General features: G+C 65.4%; 14 protein-coding genes and 1 pseudogene. 2 read left to right on the top strand and 13 right to left on the bottom strand.

Features of this window, described 5'->3' with window-relative positions; all coding sequences use genetic code 11:
• A pseudogene (locus AC6CH3_RS12225) lies at positions 1 to 193 on the top strand (D-xylose ABC transporter ATP-binding protein); the annotation flags it as partial.
• 26 nt (positions 194 to 219) lie between these two features.
• On the top strand, positions 220 to 1233 hold the full coding sequence (locus tag AC6CH3_RS12230; protein WP_498132688.1) for a sugar phosphate isomerase/epimerase family protein: 1014 nt from the start codon (positions 220 to 222) through the stop codon (positions 1231 to 1233).
• Between the two features lie 471 nt (positions 1234 to 1704).
• Here the strand turns inward: AC6CH3_RS12230 and AC6CH3_RS12235 are convergent, their stop codons facing one another.
• The 13 genes from AC6CH3_RS12235 to AC6CH3_RS12295 form a co-directional block, all read right to left on the bottom strand.
• On the bottom strand, positions 1705 to 2511 hold the full coding sequence (locus tag AC6CH3_RS12235; RefSeq protein ID WP_498132689.1) for a DeoR/GlpR family DNA-binding transcription regulator: 807 nt from the start codon (positions 2509 to 2511) through the stop codon (positions 1705 to 1707).
• Positions 2512 to 2695: 184 nt separating this feature from the next.
• Positions 2696 to 3637, bottom strand: coding sequence for an aldo/keto reductase (locus AC6CH3_RS12240; protein WP_498132690.1), 942 nt, complete (start codon positions 3635 to 3637; stop codon positions 2696 to 2698).
• Between the two features lie 24 nt (positions 3638 to 3661).
• Complete coding sequence (locus AC6CH3_RS12245) at positions 3662 to 4822, bottom strand: Gfo/Idh/MocA family oxidoreductase (protein ID WP_498132691.1); 1161 nt, start codon at positions 4820 to 4822, stop codon at positions 3662 to 3664.
• Positions 4819 to 5832: an alcohol dehydrogenase catalytic domain-containing protein gene (locus AC6CH3_RS12250; RefSeq protein WP_498132692.1), complete on the bottom strand. Its 1014-nt coding sequence runs from the start codon at positions 5830 to 5832 to the stop codon at positions 4819 to 4821. The genes AC6CH3_RS12245 and AC6CH3_RS12250 overlap by 4 nt, the downstream gene beginning before the upstream one ends.
• Before the next feature lie 94 nt (positions 5833 to 5926).
• On the bottom strand, positions 5927 to 7015 hold the full coding sequence (locus AC6CH3_RS12255; RefSeq protein WP_498132693.1) for a nitrilase-related carbon-nitrogen hydrolase: 1089 nt from the start codon (positions 7013 to 7015) through the stop codon (positions 5927 to 5929).
• 96 nt (positions 7016 to 7111) lie between these two features.
• Positions 7112 to 8809, bottom strand: coding sequence for a GMC family oxidoreductase (locus AC6CH3_RS12260; protein WP_498132694.1), 1698 nt, complete (start codon positions 8807 to 8809; stop codon positions 7112 to 7114).
• Positions 8802 to 9380, bottom strand: coding sequence for a gluconate 2-dehydrogenase subunit 3 family protein (locus AC6CH3_RS12265; protein ID WP_498132695.1), 579 nt, complete (start codon positions 9378 to 9380; stop codon positions 8802 to 8804). Before AC6CH3_RS12265 ends, AC6CH3_RS12260 begins: the two co-directional genes overlap by 8 nt.
• On the bottom strand, positions 9367 to 10494 hold the full coding sequence (locus tag AC6CH3_RS12270; protein ID WP_498132696.1) for an ABC transporter permease: 1128 nt from the start codon (positions 10492 to 10494) through the stop codon (positions 9367 to 9369). Before AC6CH3_RS12270 ends, AC6CH3_RS12265 begins: the two co-directional genes overlap by 14 nt.
• 35 nt (positions 10495 to 10529) lie before the next feature.
• Positions 10530 to 12074, bottom strand: coding sequence for a sugar ABC transporter ATP-binding protein (locus AC6CH3_RS12275; RefSeq protein ID WP_498132697.1), 1545 nt, complete (start codon positions 12072 to 12074; stop codon positions 10530 to 10532).
• An 11-nt stretch (positions 12075 to 12085) separates the two neighbouring features.
• The gene (locus tag AC6CH3_RS12280; RefSeq protein ID WP_498132698.1) at positions 12086 to 13159 is read right to left on the bottom strand and encodes a sugar ABC transporter substrate-binding protein; all 1074 of its coding nucleotides are present in this window, start codon (positions 13157 to 13159) and stop codon (positions 12086 to 12088) included.
• Positions 13160 to 13244: 85 nt separating this feature from the next.
• Positions 13245 to 14216: a 1-phosphofructokinase family hexose kinase gene (locus AC6CH3_RS12285; RefSeq protein ID WP_498132699.1), complete on the bottom strand. Its 972-nt coding sequence runs from the start codon at positions 14214 to 14216 to the stop codon at positions 13245 to 13247.
• On the bottom strand, positions 14213 to 15019 hold the full coding sequence (locus AC6CH3_RS12290) for a DeoR/GlpR family DNA-binding transcription regulator (protein ID WP_498132700.1): 807 nt from the start codon (positions 15017 to 15019) through the stop codon (positions 14213 to 14215). Before AC6CH3_RS12290 ends, AC6CH3_RS12285 begins: the two co-directional genes overlap by 4 nt.
• Positions 15019 to 16392: an FGGY-family carbohydrate kinase gene (locus AC6CH3_RS12295; RefSeq protein ID WP_498132701.1), complete on the bottom strand. Its 1374-nt coding sequence runs from the start codon at positions 16390 to 16392 to the stop codon at positions 15019 to 15021. Before AC6CH3_RS12295 ends, AC6CH3_RS12290 begins: the two co-directional genes overlap by 1 nt.
• Positions 16393 to 16528 lie beyond the last annotated feature (136 nt).

Consider the following 16528-nt stretch of genomic DNA (forward strand, 5'->3'; position numbering starts at 1 on the left):
CAAGGCTGAGATCCACCGCCTGATCGAACAGCTCGCCCGAAAAGGGGTCGCCGTACTCGTGATCTCCAGCGAACTCCCCGAGTTACTCGAGCTCTCCGACCGCGTGATGGTCATGCGTGCAGGCCGAGTTGTAGCGGCACTGGATAAGGCCCAAGCAACTAAAGAGAACGTCATCGCTTACGCCGCAGCGTAAGCGATCCCACCAGAAGGGAAACAACGATGCCCGACCAACAGACCCGCCCGTTCACCTTGTTCACAGGCCAATGGGCCGACCTGCCCTTCGAGGAAGTAGCGAAGCTCGCCTCCGGCTGGGGCTACGACGGACTGGAAATCGCCGTCTCCGGAGACCACCTGGACGCCTGGCGCTGGGATGAACCCGGCTACGTCGAATCCAAGCTCGCCGTGCTGGAAAAGTACAACCTGAAGGTCTGGGCCATCTCCAACCACCTCAAGGGCCAGGCCGTCTGCGATGACCCGATCGACTTCCGCCACGAAGCCATCGTCGGCTCCAAAGTCTGGGGCGACGGGAACCCCGAAGGCGTCCGCACCCGCGCCGCCGAGGAAATGAAACACACCGCCAGGCTCGCCAAGGCCTTGGGCGTGGACACCGTCGTCGGGTTCACCGGCTCCTCCATCTGGCAGTACGTCGCGATGTTCCCGCCCGTCCCGGAAAAAGTCATCGACGCCGGCTACCAGGACTTCGCGGACCGCTGGAACCCCATCCTGGACGTCTTCGACGAGTGCGGGGTCCGGTTCGCCCACGAAGTCCACCCGTCCGAGATTGCCTACGACTACTGGACCACGGTCAGGACGCTGGAGGCCATCGGGCACCGCGAGGCCTTCGGCCTAAACTGGGACCCCTCGCACATGATGTGGCAGGGCATTGACCCCGTCTCGTTCATCTGGGACTTCAAGGACCGGATCTACCATGTGGACTGCAAGGACACCAAGCTGCGCCCCACCGGCCGGAACACCGTGATGGGCTCGCACCTGCCCTGGGGTGATCCGCGGCGCGGCTGGGACTTCGTCTCCGCCGGACGCGGCGACGTCCCCTGGGAATCCTCCTTCCGCGCCCTGACCGCGATCGGCTACACCGGCCCCATCTCGATTGAGTGGGAAGACGCCGGCATGGACCGCCTCCACGGCGCCCCCGAAGCCTTGGCCGCGCTGAAGAAGTTCGATTTCCCGGCCTCCCAGACCAGCTTCGACGCCGCCTTCAGCAGCAAGGATTAATTGTCGGGCATCAGAAAGACCACCATTTGGTCCCGTGTATGAGGAGTCAGCATGTGTACTCACGCCTATGACCAGGTTTGCCCTCAGGCGCCCCGGCTAGTCAGGGCAGCCCTCTTACGGTCCGACCGTGACTGCTTTCTCGAGTTTGAGTACAGCGGAGAGCTGCCATGCATGGGAACTTTCATCATGGGGATAGAGATGGTCCGCGGGGACGTGCGGCACTGCTGCATCGAGTTCAGGGATGGCGCTCCAGCCGGAACCCTGACATACGATTTCAGAGAAAACTGGCAGGTAAACCACGGCCCGGCAAGTCCGGCGATGAGGACCAACGTTGTACGAGGCCGATTTCCGTCCTGGTCTTTTCAGGAGTGGACGCCGGGTGGGGCCATCTCTGCGTTCGCCGTTCAGAATGGGGCAACGACAGACTCCGGCGTATTAGTGGCTGAGGGCATGTTGACCGTTGGTGAAGGGTCAGACGGATTCTACTTGGAGGCCTGCTGAACGCAGCGACTTCAGCATCTGGGGGTTGATGCCGGTATCAGTGATAAGGAGGTCGATGTCGCCCAGGTCTGCGTGTTTGCAGTTGCTGACCTTCCCGAACTTGCTGTGGTCGGCGAGTAGTATGCGGCGGCGGGCGCTGGCGTGCATTAGCCGTTTGATGGCCGCTTCGGCCGCGTCCTGAGTTGTGAGGCCCCGCTCGAGGGAGACGGCTGTGGTTCCGAGGAACGCTACGTCCACGTTGATTTCAGCAAGTGCCCGGGCTGCCCAGTCATCGACTTCGGCGGAGGTGACCGGCCGGACGCGTCCGCCAAGGGTGTAAACCGTCAGCAACGGCGCATCCATGAGGGTGATGGCGATTGACAGCGTGTTGGTGTAGACCCTCAGCGCACGGTCCCTCGGCAAGATTTCGGCCAGCTTCGCGGTCGTGGACCCCCCGTCGATGAGGACTGAGCCGTCGGTGGGCAAGTGCTGGAGGGCTGCCCGGGCGATGAGCTCCTTCTCCGCGGAGAGGGCTGTTCTCGCTGCCAGGGGAGGTTCATAGGTGAGGCGTCCCACGGGGATGGCGCCACCGTGGACGCGGCGGAGCAATCCGAGTTGCTCGAGGGCTACAAAGTCCTTGCGGACGGTTTCGTTCGTGACCCCGAGTTCCAGAGCCATGTCGGCGGCATCGGCGCGGCCGTTTGTTCGGAGTGTGGCAAGGATGAATTCTCTTCTCTGGTCCGCGTAGGGCACGCGCGTGTCCGGACGCCCGTTGGCCGGTTCTGCGGCTGGGGTCATGGCTACCTCCTGTAAAGCGGCTTAGCTGGCCTGTTGACTCCTCCTAAAGGTGTCATGAAATTCCTGCTGACGAGAATCTGGATTACCGGCGTACCGTGACGTCGGCCAGCACACCGGAACGCCTCCGTCAGATTCCGATATCGGATTTCGCGGAGGCATTCACGGTGTTCGGGAAGGTTGGCGGTTATCCCAATTCGCCGGAACCGGCGCGGGCCAGCGGGATCAGTTCGTCCCACAGTTCGGTGGGAATGTCCCACTCGGCGAGTTCGGCTGTCTGGGCAACGCGGCGGGGTTCGGACATGCCTACAATCGTGGACGCGACACGTGGGTCCCGGGTGGAGAACTGAAGCGCCGCGGCGGCCAAAGGCACATCGTGCGCCTTGCACAGCTGTTCCATTTTCCGGACCCGTTCCACGATCGCCGGGCTTGCCGGGCGGTAGCAGTAGTTCGGGACCGCGTCCGGGCCTTTGACCAGCATGCCGCCGCCGAATGGGGCGGCATTGACGAATGCCACGCGGCGGGCTGCCGCGTCCTGGATCAGCGGCTCCGCCGTCTGGTCCACGAGGGTGTAGCGGTTGTGGCTGATGACGACGTCGAAGGCGTCGGTCGCCAGGTACTTCAGTTCGAGGTCGATGGGGCCGCCTGCGACACCCAGGTGTTCGATAACGCCCTGGTTCTTCAGGTCAATGAGGGCCTCCAGGGGACCTCCAGGCGCCGTTCCTTCTTCGAAGGTGATCTTTTCGGGGTCGTGAAAATAGACGAGTTGCAGTCTGTCCAGTCCGAGCCGTTCGAGGCTTTCCTCCACGGACTTCCGGACCCGGTCGCCGGAGAAGTCCGTGGTGCCGACGATGGGGTCGACTTTCGTGGCGAGGACAATGTCCGCCGGCAGGCCGCCCGCTTCTTTGATGGCTTCGCCGATCCGGCGTTCGCTGTCGCCGCCGTGCCCGTATTCATTGGAGGTGTCGATGAAGTTGAACGGTCCGTCGAACACTCGGCGGATGGTGGCTACCGCCGTCTCGTGGCTGACTTCATAGCCGTATTGTGTGGGGTGGCTGCCCAGGGCACTTGTTCCCACACAGACTGGGGAGACGGATAGCCCGGTGCGTCCCAGGGTTCGCTTCTGCATATTGTCGTTCCTTCGAATCGGTTGTTATTTGGTTGGTTCCAGGCCGGTGACGGCACGCGCTGGTGTGGGATGGTGGCCCGATGAGGTGTGGAGGCTCGGGACGGCCTGCCATGGTTGTGGCGTTGAGTTGAGGCTCCCTCCTGACCCAGCGGCTTCATGAATGAGGAGGGAGAGATAGTGGTCCTGGCAGGCGTCGGCCAGGGAGTAGCCCTGGGTGCGGTTTTCCGGCAGCGTGTTGTTGAGGCAGGTGGCCATGGCGATCTCCTCGTCTGAGAGCCGGGCGCCGCGGAAAGGGTTCACATACAGGATTTCCCCTGCGGCGCTGAGCGTATCCAGGTCGGCGCCTTCGAGGTTGCCGTCGATGCCGAGGTGGCGTCGCTCGATCGCCGCGGTGACGGGGTCGCCGTCGTCGTTTAACCAGGTGAGCCGGTTGCCGGTGAGTTCGGCGTGGCTGCCGCGGAGCTGGAAATGCCGTCCGCGCAGGGGGTTGAACCACTGGGTCTCGGTGAAGTCGTAGACCCCTGTTTTGGAGCCCGAACTTAGGAGCGCGAGTGTGGTCCGGACGTCGTCCAGTTTCTGGTGATCGGGTTTGCCCTGCCGGTCCGGTCCGTTAATGAGCGGGGACTGCCGGGACATTGCCAGGATGTGTACGCGGTCGTGTCCTATGGCGAGCGCCGACCGCAGGATGGCCATGGCGTGGTAGTCGTGGGTCCAGGACGCGGTGGCGGAGCTGACTTCCCCGAACTTGCCGGTGTCGAGGAGGCGGCGGACAGCGCGGAAGAAGGGAAGATAAGGGTGCTGCTCTGCCACGTGGACCAGGCCCGTGGACCCGACGTCGTGCCACAGCGCGAGCAGTGCGGGAAGGTCAGCGGCGGGCGGCGTTTCCGAAAGGACCGGAATGTTGAGGCTAACGAGTGCACGGACGACCTCCGGGTTGGCATGCCGGGGGACGCATGTGACGGCGAGGTCCGGGTCCAGGCTGCGGGCTGCTTCGTGGAGGGTCCGGTATGTGGGTATGCCCCACTGCTGCTCCATGTCCTTCCCGCCTTCTGATGTTCGGGTGACCGCACCGACGCAGGTGAAGAGGTGCGGAAGGCTTCGGGCTATGCGCAGGTAGAAGTCGGCGCGCCAGCCCCGGCCCACGATGATGAACCGTTGCGGTTCCCGGCCGGCGACGGCACTCATGCGCCGGGCACCAGTACGGCACGGCCGTGCAGCTGGCCGTTCTTGAGCCGCTGCAGCACTTGGTTGGCCTCGCTGAGCGGGAAGTCTTCATGGACAGCGTGGAGCTTGCCGTCCACTGCGAGGCTCAGTACGTCCGCCATGTCCTGGCGGGTACCCAGCACCGTTCCGACGACAGCTTTTTCGTCGCCGATGTCCATGACGCCCACGGACTGTGCCACGCCGAGCACCACGCGTCCGCCCGGCTTGATGACGCGCAGCGCTTCGGCAACGGCCCGGTCCGACGGGGCGAAGACGATGGCCGCGTCCTGGGACCCGTCCCGAAGCACCAGGCCTCCCTCGCTTCCGGCAGGCACATATGCGCCGCGCGCACCCAGCTGCTCGGCAAGGGCGCGGGCCTGCACGCTCCGGGAGACGGCGTTGACGTGTGCGCCGGTGAGCCCGGCCATCTGCAGCGCCAGGTGGCCAACGCCGCCGACGCCGAACACCGCCACGTTCTGGCCCGGCCGCAGCAGCGCCTTCTTCACCGCGCCGTAGGCGGTGATCCCCGGGCAGAACAGTGGCGCAGCCTCGGTATCGGACAGGGAATCGGGGATCCTGCAGGCGAAGGCGGCGTTCGCAAGCATGACTTCCGCGTAACCGCCGTCGCGTGTCTCTCCGGTGATCTGCCGCCGCCGGCAGAGCTGTTCATGACCGCCGATGCAGTGCCCGCACATGCCGCACGCGGACCAGATGGGCTGGACGCCGATCCGGTCGCCCACCACGAGGTTGTCCACGCCAGGACCAACGGCCTTCACACGGCCTACCACCTCATGGCCCGGGATGATGGGCAGCGCGGCGGGGGTGCCGGGCAGCCAGTCACCCTCGATCATGTGCAGGTTGGACCGGCAGACCCCGCAGGCGAGCACGCTGATCGCGACTTCACCGGGTCCGGGTACGGGTTCGGGGACCTCACTGTAGTCCAGCGGATGGTTCTCGACGGGGCCGGGGGCACGAAGGACGGCGGCGTACATGCGTCTACCTTTCGGGTTATGCAGGGCTTGGTGATGGGATGCGGACGTCCGGCCTGGGCCGGACGCCCGCAGTGGTTTCCCTCTTGCGGGGGAGTTAGTTGCTCGACGGCGCCGTGAGGAGTCCACGTTCCATGAGCTTGTCGATGTTCATGCCACGGCGCTTCGCCTCACGGGCAAGCCAGCCTTCGGCCGGCAGCTCGTTGAGGTACTGGTTCCTTTCGTAGATGGGCTGTTCATAGATGCCCGCATACATTTCGGTGCGCAGGTCCTTGAACCAGTTGGTGACGCCATTGGCAGCCCGCGAGCGGCGGAGCGCCTCCAGGTCGACGACGGTGCTGACGAAGGAGTCGCCGGCGCTGACGCCTTCGTTCTTCACCAGGACCCGGCCCTTGTGGTCCACGATCATCGACTGGCCACCGAAGAGGTCGAACAGGCTGCCGTCGTCGTTGCGCTGCGGGCCCAGGTTCGGAGCGACCACCACGACCTGGTTGAACATGGCGTGGGCGCGGTTCTGCAGCTCCCACATCCCCATGCCCACCTGCGGCTCGATCAGTGTGCCGCGGATGATGAGTTCGGCACCGTTCATGGCCAGGCCGCGGGAGGTCTCCGGGTAGGCGCCCTCGTGGCAGATGATGTAGCCAATGTTGCCGATCTCGGTCTTGGCGACCGGGAAGAAGGCATCCAGGAGGTTGCCGTTGCCGCGCTTCTGAATGAATTCGTCCCAGATGTCGTGCGGGTTGGTGGTGCCCAGGGCGCCGCCCTCGTACGCGTCCGAGGTGGACTTGTAACGCTTGTAGACCACGTCACCGTTGGGGTCGATGATGAAGGCCACGTTGAAGAGGTGGCCCGGGAAGTCGTCGTCGCGGACAAGGTAGAGCTCAGCGGCGATGTAGGTGTTGAGCTCGCGGGCCTTCTGGCCGAGGATCTCGGTCTCCGGTCCGGGGATGGTCATGGCGAAGGCTTCGTGGGCTTCGCGGTTGCCGGCCTTGAAGTCCGGCAGCATGCCCTGTATTGCCATTTCCGGCAGGACAACCAGCTTGACGGGTGCGCCGTCGGTGGCCGCCACCATGACGGCCGGGTCCATGAAGTCGCAGATCCGCTTGGTGTTCTCGATGGCGTCTTCGCGCTTCTTGATGGTGTGGACGGTGTTGGACAATGCCACGATGGCATACGGGTCAACCATTTGTTATTTCTCTTTCTTTATCGCGTCGCCGCCTGGGGTTTCAGGCAGACGGGGGTGTTCTTTCGGGGGGTTTAGGGTTCCGGTACGGGCCGCGAATCAGACCTTGTCGAGGATGCGGTCGGCGCTGAGATACGCCAGCGCCTGCAGGGTCTGGGTCGGGTTGTAGCCGGACAGCGTGGGGAACTGGCCGCCGCCGACGACGAACAGGCCCTTGCATTCGTGGGACTCGCCGTAGATGTCGACGACGGAATCGGCCGGGTTCTCGCCCATCCGGTGCGTTCCCACCTCGTGCGTGGACAGGTGATATGCCGGGGGCGTCGGTTCGGACCAGAACTGGGTGGCGCCCATTTCCTCGGCGATGGCGCGCTTGACCTTCTCGAAGTACTTCAGGGCGGCCAGGTCATGCTCGGACCAGTCGTGCGTGATGCGCAGCGCCGGCTGGCCGAACTTGTCCTTCACCACCGGATCGAGGTCGCAGTAGTACTTCTTCGACGGGAAGCTGGGCACCTGGTTGTGGAGGCCCATCAGGCGGCGGTAGTTCTCGGAGAACCAGTCCTTGAAGCCCTGCCCCCAGCGGCGCATGCCGGGCGGGAGGTTGTGGGCGGCTTCGATGGGCTGGAGGTCGCCGGGGATGCTGGTGAGGACGGATCCCCACAGCACCCCTTCGTCGTTGTCCGGCACGCCGTCGCAGTTCAGATCGTCCACGACGCTGGCGGCGACGAGGGGTGCCATGAAGGGATTGCTGAACTCTGGCAGGACCACGCTGCACCAGCCGAAGCTGTGCGTCATGAAGTTCTGGCCCACCTGGCCGTTGGCGTTGATGCCGGAGGCGAGCAGCAGACGGCTGTTCTCCAAGGCGTAGCAGGCCACCACCACGAGGCTGGACTGCACCTCGTGGACGTTGCCGTCCGCGTCGAAGTAGGAGACTCCGGTGATCCGGCGGCCGGAAGGGTCGCGGTCAAGCCGGAAGGCCCGTGAGTTGGAACGGATCTCCAGGTTGCCCGTCCGCAGGGCCGCCTCGACGGAGGTGATGCGGCTGGACTGCTTGGCGTTGACGTGGCACAGGAATCCGTGGCAGAAACCGCAGTATTCGCAGCCCTTCAGCGACTTGTAATCCGTGGAAGCCACCGCAGCCGGCTGCTGGAAGGGCCGGTACCCGAGGCGCTGGCAGGCCGCCTTGAACCTGTCGTCGGCCGGCGCCGTGCGCAGCGGGGGCATCGGGAAGCCGCGCTCCCGCGGGGATTCGTAGGGGTTTCCCTCCGGGTCCGGCGCGCCCTTGACGTTTCCGGCCCGGCCCGAGACGCCCAGTTCCCATTCGACGCGGTCGTAGTAGGGTTCCAGGTCGCCGTAGCCGATGGGCCAGTCCACCATGGTGGAATCCTCGTCCAGGGCGTGTGCACCGTAGCGCTCCTCGATGAGGGACTTCATGCGGAAGTCGGCGTCGCGGTGGCGCCAGGAGGCACCGCCCCAGTGCAGGGTTCCTCCGCCGGGGCCGATGGAGGGCGGCAAATGCAGGGGTTCGCTGTTCCCGCGTACCCCGGCTGCCCAGGGGAGCAGCCGTGCGGTGGACTTCTCGTCCGGCCGCCAGGTGACGGGGTCGGTTGCCAGCTGCGGGACGAGGGAGCCGCGGGAGTAGTACTTGACTTCGTCCTGCTTGAACGTGAATTCCTCACTGGTGTGCACGGGGCCTTTGTCGAGGGCCAGCACCCGGATCCCGGCCTTGGTCAGCTGCTCGGCGATGATGCCGCCGGATGCTCCCAGCCCGACGACGATGGCCTCTGCAGTCTCAGGCATCTGCTCGCCTCAACTCTCTGCGTAGATCTTCAAGGGTCTTGATGGGGATGGTTTTGGAATCGAAGCCGGGCCGCATCTGTTCGGCGTTGTAGCCCCATTGGGCCCCCGGGAAGCCGACCAGCTGCCAGCCCAAGGCCTCGTGATTGCCGCCGTACTGCGGGTCGCAGAACATGCCCTGGATTGTGTGTTCCCAGACGAGGGCGAAGAACGTGGCCAGGAGGCCCTCGTCTTCGGGGCCCTCAGGGGCTCCAGTGGATTCCGTGGCTCCGCTGGCTTCGATGCGTTCCAGCGCCTCGTCTTTGCGTTCGTCGGACAGCTCCGCGAACCGTTGGCCGTAGAGCTCGGAAGTGAGGGCGTTCAGGGCCTCCACTCCGTCCCGGTAGCAGCGGCGCAGGGCCTCGTCCTCGTCCGCCGTCGTCCTGTCGATGAAGGTGATGACCTTGGTTTCCCGGGCGCCGGGTTTTCCGTCGCCGCTGGGAAAGATGCGCGCGCAGATGGCGTCCACGGTTTCGGCTTCCGCCTCCGTGAAGAACCGCCGCCGGGTCAGCGTGGCCTCGTTAGTGGCGGACATCCGCTTCCTCCTTGTCGTTGGCCGGTGCAGCGCCGACCGGCGTCGCTTGAGTGGCGGGTTTGCCCGTGTAGCGCTGCTGGAAGATGAGTTTTCGAAGGGCGCCGGGCAGCTTGTTGCCCACGCCGCTGGTGAACAGGACGGCCAGCAGGATCACGGCCCCTTTGACCACCAGTTGGGGTTGGGCCTGAATGCCCAGAAGGTCCATGATGTTCAGGATCACCGCGATGATCAGGCCGCCCAGGACGGCGCTGACAGGGTCGCCGGTGCCGCCGAAAAGGGACGCCCCGCCCACCACGACGGCGGCAATTGCGTTGAGCTCGTAGCCCTCGCCAATGATCGCGCTGCCCTCGGTGAGCTGTGCGGCGATCATCACTCCTCCCAGGCCGGCCAGGAGGGAGGAGAGGAAGTAGGCGCCGATGATGTCCCGCTTAATGGGGAGTCCGGACAGCCTGGCGGCTTCCGGGTTGCCTCCCAGTGCGAAGAGCCGGCGGCCGAAGCGGGTCTGGGCCATGACGACGGCGAAGACGATGGTCACCAGCAGGGCGATCATGACCGGCGCGGGCATGGGACCCACGCTGGCGGTGAAGGCCGCAAGGAAGCCTTGGTCCTCGATCGCGACCTGCCGCCCTGTCTGGAGCATGTACGCCACACCGCGGGCGATGCTCATCATCGCCAGCGTCACGATGAACGGGGTGATGCCGCCGTAGACGATCATCAGGCCGTTGAAGACCCCTATCAGGCCGGCGGTCAGCAGTGCCAGAAGGAGGGCGACGGGCCAGGGCATGCCCTGCTGAAGGGCCAGCCCCGCTATCACCGACGACACTGCTGCGACGGCCCCTACCGAGAGGTCGATGCCGCCGGTGACGATCACGAGGTACTGTCCGACGGCGAGGACGGACACCACAGAAGCGGTGATCAAAACCGATATGAGGTTCCGTGAGGTCATGAAGTGCTGGGAGAGGGCGCTGCCGACGAGAAGGACGATGGCGCCGACGGCCAGCAGGTATCCCTTGGAGCCGAGCGAAGCGACGAACGTGCGGAGCGAAGTGAGGGCGGACGGCAGGCTTTGGGCAAGCCTTCGTGCCGGCGGTATCGGGGTGGTGTTGGTTGCCACGGGTTTGAACTCCATTGTTTTGGTTTTCGGGACGGTCAGTTGAAGCGGTCGAGGATCGCGGCCTCCCCGCGCTGCTCAATCTCGCTGCGGCTCACGGCGCCGGCGGTCCGGCCCCGGCTAAGGATGAGCACCCGGTCGCACATCAGGGCCTCATCGATTTCGGACGTGATCAGGATGATGCTGCCACCCTGGTCCGCGAACGTGCGGATGAGTTCGTAGATCTCGAGTTTTGCCCCGACGTCAACGCCCCGGGTGGGTTCGACGATGATCAGCGTGCTGACGCCGCTGACCAGCCACTTCGCAAGGGCAACCTTTTGCTGGTTGCCGCCGCTGAGGTTACCCACCGCTTCGCCGACGTGTGCGGTCTTGATGGCAAGGGCGTCGCGCATGCGCACTGCTGCCTTCTGTTCCTTGGCCTTGCTCAGGAAGTATCCGGGCGAGAACCGCGGCAGAGAGGCCATGGTGATGTTCCGCGTGATGGACATAGTCAGGATCAGCCCCTGCGTCTTGCGTTCCTCGGGGAGGAAGCCGATACCCAGGGCGATCGAGTGGGCGGGATCCTGCCGGCGCCGCTCCCGGCCGTTGACCAGAAACTCCTCGTGCTGTGACTTTTCAGCTCCGAACAGGGCCGCGGCAAGCTGGGTTTGGCCATTGCCGGAAAGGCCGGCAATGCCGAGCACCTCGCCTTTGTGAAGGTCCAGGTCCACCCCGTGCAGGTCGTGGCCGTCGCGGAGGCCACGGACTGACAGCGCCACCTCGCCCTCGGTCCGGCCGGTGCCGAGCCTGGGCATGTCTCCGGGCCCCACCTGAAGCTTTGCTGACCGCTCCGGGCTCAGCCCGCCGAGCATGGACTGCAGGATGGCATCGTGCTGCTTTTCGTCGCCGTCGTGAAGCGCCACGCGCTGGCCGTCCCGGAAGACGGAGATTCTGTCACAGATCGCGTACATCTCGTCGAAGTGGTGCGAGATGTAGATGATGGCCAGGCCCAGCTTCTTGAGCTGGTTCAGCAGGTCGAACAATTGGTTCACGTCGTGACGCGGCAGGGTGGCCGTGGGTTCGTCAAGGATCAGGACCCGGGCGTCCCGGGTCAGGGCCTTGGCGATTTCCACGGCCTGCCGGTGGGCGATCGGCAGCGATGCCACGGTGGCGCGGACGTCGATGTCGAACCCGAGGCGCAGCAGCTGTTCACGGGCCTCGGTGCGGACCCTGGACCAGTGGATCGTGCCGACGGCGGTGCGCGGCAGTTCTCCCACGTAGATGTTCTCCGCCACGGAGAGGTGCGGGACCAGGCTGAGTTCCTGGTGAACGGTCATGATCCGCGCCCGCTGGGCCGCCTGCGGGTTATCCAGCGTGACGGCCTCACCGTCGATCAGGACTTTGCCGGAATCAGGCCTTTCCACGCCGGAGAGAATTCTCACCAGGGTGGATTTTCCGGCGCCGTTCTGTCCGGCGATGCCGTGGATTTCTCCGGGCATCACCTCCAGATTGATGCCGGCGAGGGCCTGGGTTCCCGGGTATGCCTTGGACACTCCCGATACCGCGATCAGGGGGCGCAGGTCGAGCCCAACGGATGCAGTCATGATGGTCCCGCCTACTCGGCGCCGGCGAAGGCGAGGTCGTCGCTGATGTACTGGCCGGCGTTCTCGGGGGTCACGGCCAGGGCGGGCAGTATCCGGGTTGCCGGGGTGCCCTCGCACTTGCCGGTGGGGGTGCCGGCCACGGCGGCGATGGCTTCGTCCACGGCGTAGGCGGCCTGGAGCGCCGGCTGGTTCAGGCCGTCTGCAACCACGGGGGAGGACGGATCCTTCGCCATCGACTTGATAACCTCCATGCCGCCGTCAAACCCGGCCAGGATGACCTCGGTCTTACCGTTCTGGTCCATGCGGCCCGCGCCCTTGAGGGCCTCAATCACCGCCGGCATCACGACGTCGGTCTGGTTGAAGACGACGTCAAGGTCCGGGTTTCCGGCCAGCACGTTGCGCATCGCGGTCAGGGTCTTGTCCGGCAGGGCTTCGCCGTAGTTGTTGGGGATCCGCTTGGTCTTCACCGTCGGGTGCTGCTCCATGTACTTGTTCCAGCCGGCCATGAAGCCGTTTTCACGGCTTTCGGTGACGAGCTCCTGGGGGAACAGGGCCTGGATGTAGAGGTTGATGGTGGAGTTTTCGCCCTTCTTAGCGACGGCGGCTTCCGCGGCTTTCGCTCCCACCAGCTCGGCGGTCGCCTCGCCGTCGTCGTGCACGTTGCAGGCGACCTTCTTGGCGAGCTCCTCCGAAACACGGTCGTTGACGACGATGACCGGAATGCCGGCGGCCTTGGCAGCCTCTATGCCCCCGGCAACGTTGCGGTCGCCCACCGGCTCGATGATGATCGCCTTGGCGCCCTTGTTGATGAAGGTCCTCATCTGCTGGATCTGGGTCTGGGCGCTGCCCTGGGCGTCGACGGCTTCCATCGTCCAGCCCTTGGCGGTTCCGGACTTGACGGCGCCGTCGGACATGGTGCTCAGCCAGGCGTTTCCGGCGATGAACCGCATGGAAATGCCGATCAGCCCTTTGTCCTCTGAAGGCGTGGTGGCCGGGGCGGAACCGCCGCAGGCCGTGAGGCCGAGAAGAGTGGCAGCAGAGAGAGACGAGATAAGTGCGAGCCGCGCTGTTCGCTTGGTAACCATGGTTCTCCTTTGAAATTGGGTTGCGTGTAGCCAGGCAAGGGCCTTGGGGCCCGAGGTTGTGGTGCTGGCGGGCGGAGGGGCGGGCTTAGATCAGGCTCCCCGCCGGTTGGCCCGCTGCGGTGCAGGGCTCCTTGAGGGCCCGGTTCCGGTCGAGATCGTCGCTGATGTCCACTCTTGTCCGTGGCCCACGGCCGCGGTAAAGAGTGCCCTCGTGTTGGACGGCCGCAGCCGCCCACGTCAAGCCCTCCCGGAGGGCGCGGGGTCCGTTGGCGCCGCCGGCGAGGAAGCCGGCAAGCAGTGCATCCCCGGCGCCGACGGCGCTGACGACGCGGTCCACCCGTGCCTGGCCGAAATAGCAGCCGGAATCGTCGAGGAGGATTGCTCCGTCGGATCCGAGGCTTGCCAGGACGGTCCGGGCTCCCCGGCATCGAAGTTCCTCGGCGGCGTCAACGACGTCCCCCAGGGTCTCCAACGACCGTCCGGTCAGCTCCGCGAGCTCGCCGGCATTGGGTTTGACCAGGTCGGGCCCGTACGGAAGGACGTTCCGCAAGGGTTCCCCCGAAGTGTCGACGGCAACGCGGGCGGTCCGTCCGTGTGCCCCCTCCACCAAGTCGATGTACAGCCGTTCCACCGCTCCGTCCGGCAGCGTCCCACAGAGGACAAGCCAGTCATCGGCGCCGACCTGCTCCAAGGCAGCCCGGATCAGCGATGCGGCCTCCGCATCGTCCAAACTGGGACCCACCTCGTTGATCTTGGTGACCGTCGCGTTGGGTTCCACCAGGCTGACATTGCTGCGGATCTCCTGTGCGATCGGCACCGCGACATGCGGGACGCCCAGGTCCGACAGCATTCCGGTCATTTGCACCCCTGTAAAGCCGCCGGCGGGCAGGACTGTTACGACGTCGATGGCGTTGGCATGCAGCGCGACGGCGACGTTAACCCCCTTGCCGCTGGGCTCGCTGTAACTCCGGTGGCTGCGGACAATGTCCCCGTGCGGCAGCCGGTTGATGGACATGGTGCGATCCATGCTGGGATTCGGTGAAACGGTCACGATCATGCCAGTTCCACCTCCACCCCTGCCGCCTGGACGGCTTTGAGCTCGCGGCCGTCAAGGCCGGAGTCGGTGATGAGAAGGTCGATGTCGGCAAGGTCGGCGTGTTTGCAGTTGCTCACGCACCCGAATTTGCTGTGATCCGCCAAGAGGACGCGCCGCCGGGCGCTTTCCAGCATCAGCTTCTTCACTGCGGCTTCCGCCGGGTCCGGAGTGGTAAGCCCCCTGTCTACCGAAATCGCGTTCGCTCCGAGGAAGGCAACGTCAACGTTGATCTCGGACAGTGACCGGGATGCCCAGTCGTCCACTTCGGCCTCCGTCAGCGGACGGACCCGTCCGCCGAGCGTGTGAACCGTCAGCAACGGCCTGTCCAGGAGGCCAATGGCGATACTGAGCGTGTTCGTGTACACGGTTAACTCCTTGTCATGCGGGAACATCGCGGCCAGCCTGCCTGTGGTGGATCCCGCATCGAGCAGCACCGAACCGCCGATGGGCAGGTGCCGCAGCGCTGCCTTGGCAATACGGGTCTTTTCGTCAATGAAGCCTGTCCGCGTCGAGACGGCTGGCTCGTAGGTCAGGCGCCCCACCGGTACGGCTCCGCCGTGGACCCGGCGCAGGAGACCCAGCCGGTCCAGGGCCAGGAGGTCCTTCCGCACGGTTTCACCGGTGACGCCGAGTTCCTCTGCGATCGAGGCCGCGTCGGCGCGGCCTTCGGCGCGGAGGCGCTCAAGGATGAGTCCGCGCCGCTGCTCCGGAAATGGGACCCGGGAATCGGAGCGCGGCTCATTGCGGTGGGGGACGGGGTGCATCACAGGGCCCCTTCCGGTTGGAGAGCGGTATTTGAGGATGGGCGCAGGCCTGCGCCGGAGGGAAAATCTGCAGCAGATCCGTAGATGCCTGCAGCGAGGCCTCCGAAAAAGGCGGCGCCGCGTGCGCCGGATTCCTTGGCCGGTGACACCGTGAGGGCGCCGAACACTCTTTCCTTGCTGCGCAGGAGTCCGCTGCTGCGGGACCAGCCGCCGGTCACCACCATCCGGGACGGGGCGCCTGCCGCCCGGGTCATCAGGGAGTGGACTTCCACGGCCTGCCGGGTCACGGCATCCAGCGCTGCCCGCCAGATGTCTGCCTGGCTCGTTGCCCCGGTGGCGCCGTGGAACGAAAGTCCCTGCCCGGCGTCGATCGTGGCATGAAGCGGGCCGACGCCCCGGGAGGGTTCGGCGTCAAGGTGCGCGATGTCGGCGGTGTCGAGGCCGAGCATTTTCAACGCGTTCTGGAGGACCATCCCGGCCTGCGTGCCGCCGAGCAGTGTCCATTTGTCCTCAAAAACGGACCAGCCTGCAGTAATTCCGGCGGATGCCAGCTCGAGCAGGGCCGGTTCCGAAAGGGCTGGTTCAATGACGCGCACCAGGGCCTCGGCAGTTCCACAGGAGTCAAGGACATCGCCGGGCAGGTAAGCCCCCGCTCCGGCGACCGCCGCCTGGTGGTCATGTCCCGCCACCGCGATGGCCGCCCCGGTGAGGCGGCTTATCCCTGCTTCGGCGCTCACAGCACCCAGGTTGGTCCCGGCCACCACCAGTTCCGGCATGAGGGCCTGGCTGGCCCCCGACCATTCCAGGGTTTCGGTCCACCAGTTGCGGGAAGCGAGGTCGAGCCAGCCGGTGCGCGAGGCCAGGGAGAGCTCGGAGACGGGGGCTCCGCCCAGCGAGAAGGCCATCCACTCCGCGATGTTAAGGCGCATGGCTGCCCGCCGGGTCTCCGGCAGATGGGTCAGGAGCCAACGGTGTTTGGTCAGGGACCACTGTTCCCGCATTGGCAGGCCCGTGCGGACGGAAAACGCGTCCTCGGAAATGGCAGCGCGCAGGCTCGCCAGTTCGGCAAGATCCCGCCGGTCATGCCAGGCGATCACCGGGCCCACGGCTTTGCCGTCCGGGCCGGTCAGCACGCCCGATTCACCCATGCTGGTGATGCCGATTGAAGTCACCGCACCGTCCGGTGCCGTGGCCAGCGCACAGGTGAGGGCCGAGACCGCGGCCTCGAGAAGCTCGGCGGCCTCCAGCTGAACCCCCAATGGCGAAACAGACCACGGTGTAGCGGCCCGGCCCTCGGCGAGGGCAGCGCCGTGCTCGTCAAAGACCACGGCCTTGACCGCCGTCGTGCCGATGTCGAGTCCTACGAGAAGCACCGGTTCACCCCTGCCTGTTGGTTGATTGGAAGATATTGGATATTGTTGTGTTTCATTGGACATGTTGTCAAGCTCACATCTAAAAGCTGCTGATTACAGGGTTGGCAGCTCCAATCAAACGCAACGGAGAATTCAT

The sequence above is a fragment of the Arthrobacter sp. GQ119 genome (assembly GCF_059759125.1).

What these genes read in the sequence shown, in the direction of transcription:
- AC6CH3_RS12255 (WP_498132693.1), bottom strand. Translation starts at nt 7,015, where the DNA reads ATGGTTGACCCGTATGCCATCGTGGCATTGTCCAACACCGTCCACACC.
- AC6CH3_RS12280 (WP_498132698.1), bottom strand. Translation starts at nt 13,159, where the DNA reads ATGGTTACCAAGCGAACAGCGCGGCTCGCACTTATCTCGTCTCTCTCT.
- AC6CH3_RS12285 (WP_498132699.1), bottom strand. Translation starts at nt 14,216, where the DNA reads ATGATCGTGACCGTTTCACCGAATCCCAGCATGGATCGCACCATGTCC.
- AC6CH3_RS12265 (WP_498132695.1), bottom strand. Translation starts at nt 9,380, where the DNA reads ATGTCCGCCACTAACGAGGCCACGCTGACCCGGCGGCGGTTCTTCACG.
- AC6CH3_RS12235 (WP_498132689.1), bottom strand. Translation starts at nt 2,511, where the DNA reads ATGACCCCAGCCGCAGAACCGGCCAACGGGCGTCCGGACACGCGCGTG.
- AC6CH3_RS12250 (WP_498132692.1), bottom strand. Translation starts at nt 5,832, where the DNA reads ATGTACGCCGCCGTCCTTCGTGCCCCCGGCCCCGTCGAGAACCATCCG.
- AC6CH3_RS12245 (WP_498132691.1), bottom strand. Translation starts at nt 4,822, where the DNA reads ATGAGTGCCGTCGCCGGCCGGGAACCGCAACGGTTCATCATCGTGGGC.
- AC6CH3_RS12290 (WP_498132700.1), bottom strand. Translation starts at nt 15,019, where the DNA reads ATGCACCCCGTCCCCCACCGCAATGAGCCGCGCTCCGATTCCCGGGTC.
- AC6CH3_RS12230 (WP_498132688.1), top strand. Translation starts at nt 220, where the DNA reads ATGCCCGACCAACAGACCCGCCCGTTCACCTTGTTCACAGGCCAATGG.
- AC6CH3_RS12260 (WP_498132694.1), bottom strand. Translation starts at nt 8,809, where the DNA reads ATGCCTGAGACTGCAGAGGCCATCGTCGTCGGGCTGGGAGCATCCGGC.
- AC6CH3_RS12240 (WP_498132690.1), bottom strand. Translation starts at nt 3,637, where the DNA reads ATGCAGAAGCGAACCCTGGGACGCACCGGGCTATCCGTCTCCCCAGTC.
- AC6CH3_RS12275 (WP_498132697.1), bottom strand. Translation starts at nt 12,074, where the DNA reads ATGACTGCATCCGTTGGGCTCGACCTGCGCCCCCTGATCGCGGTATCG.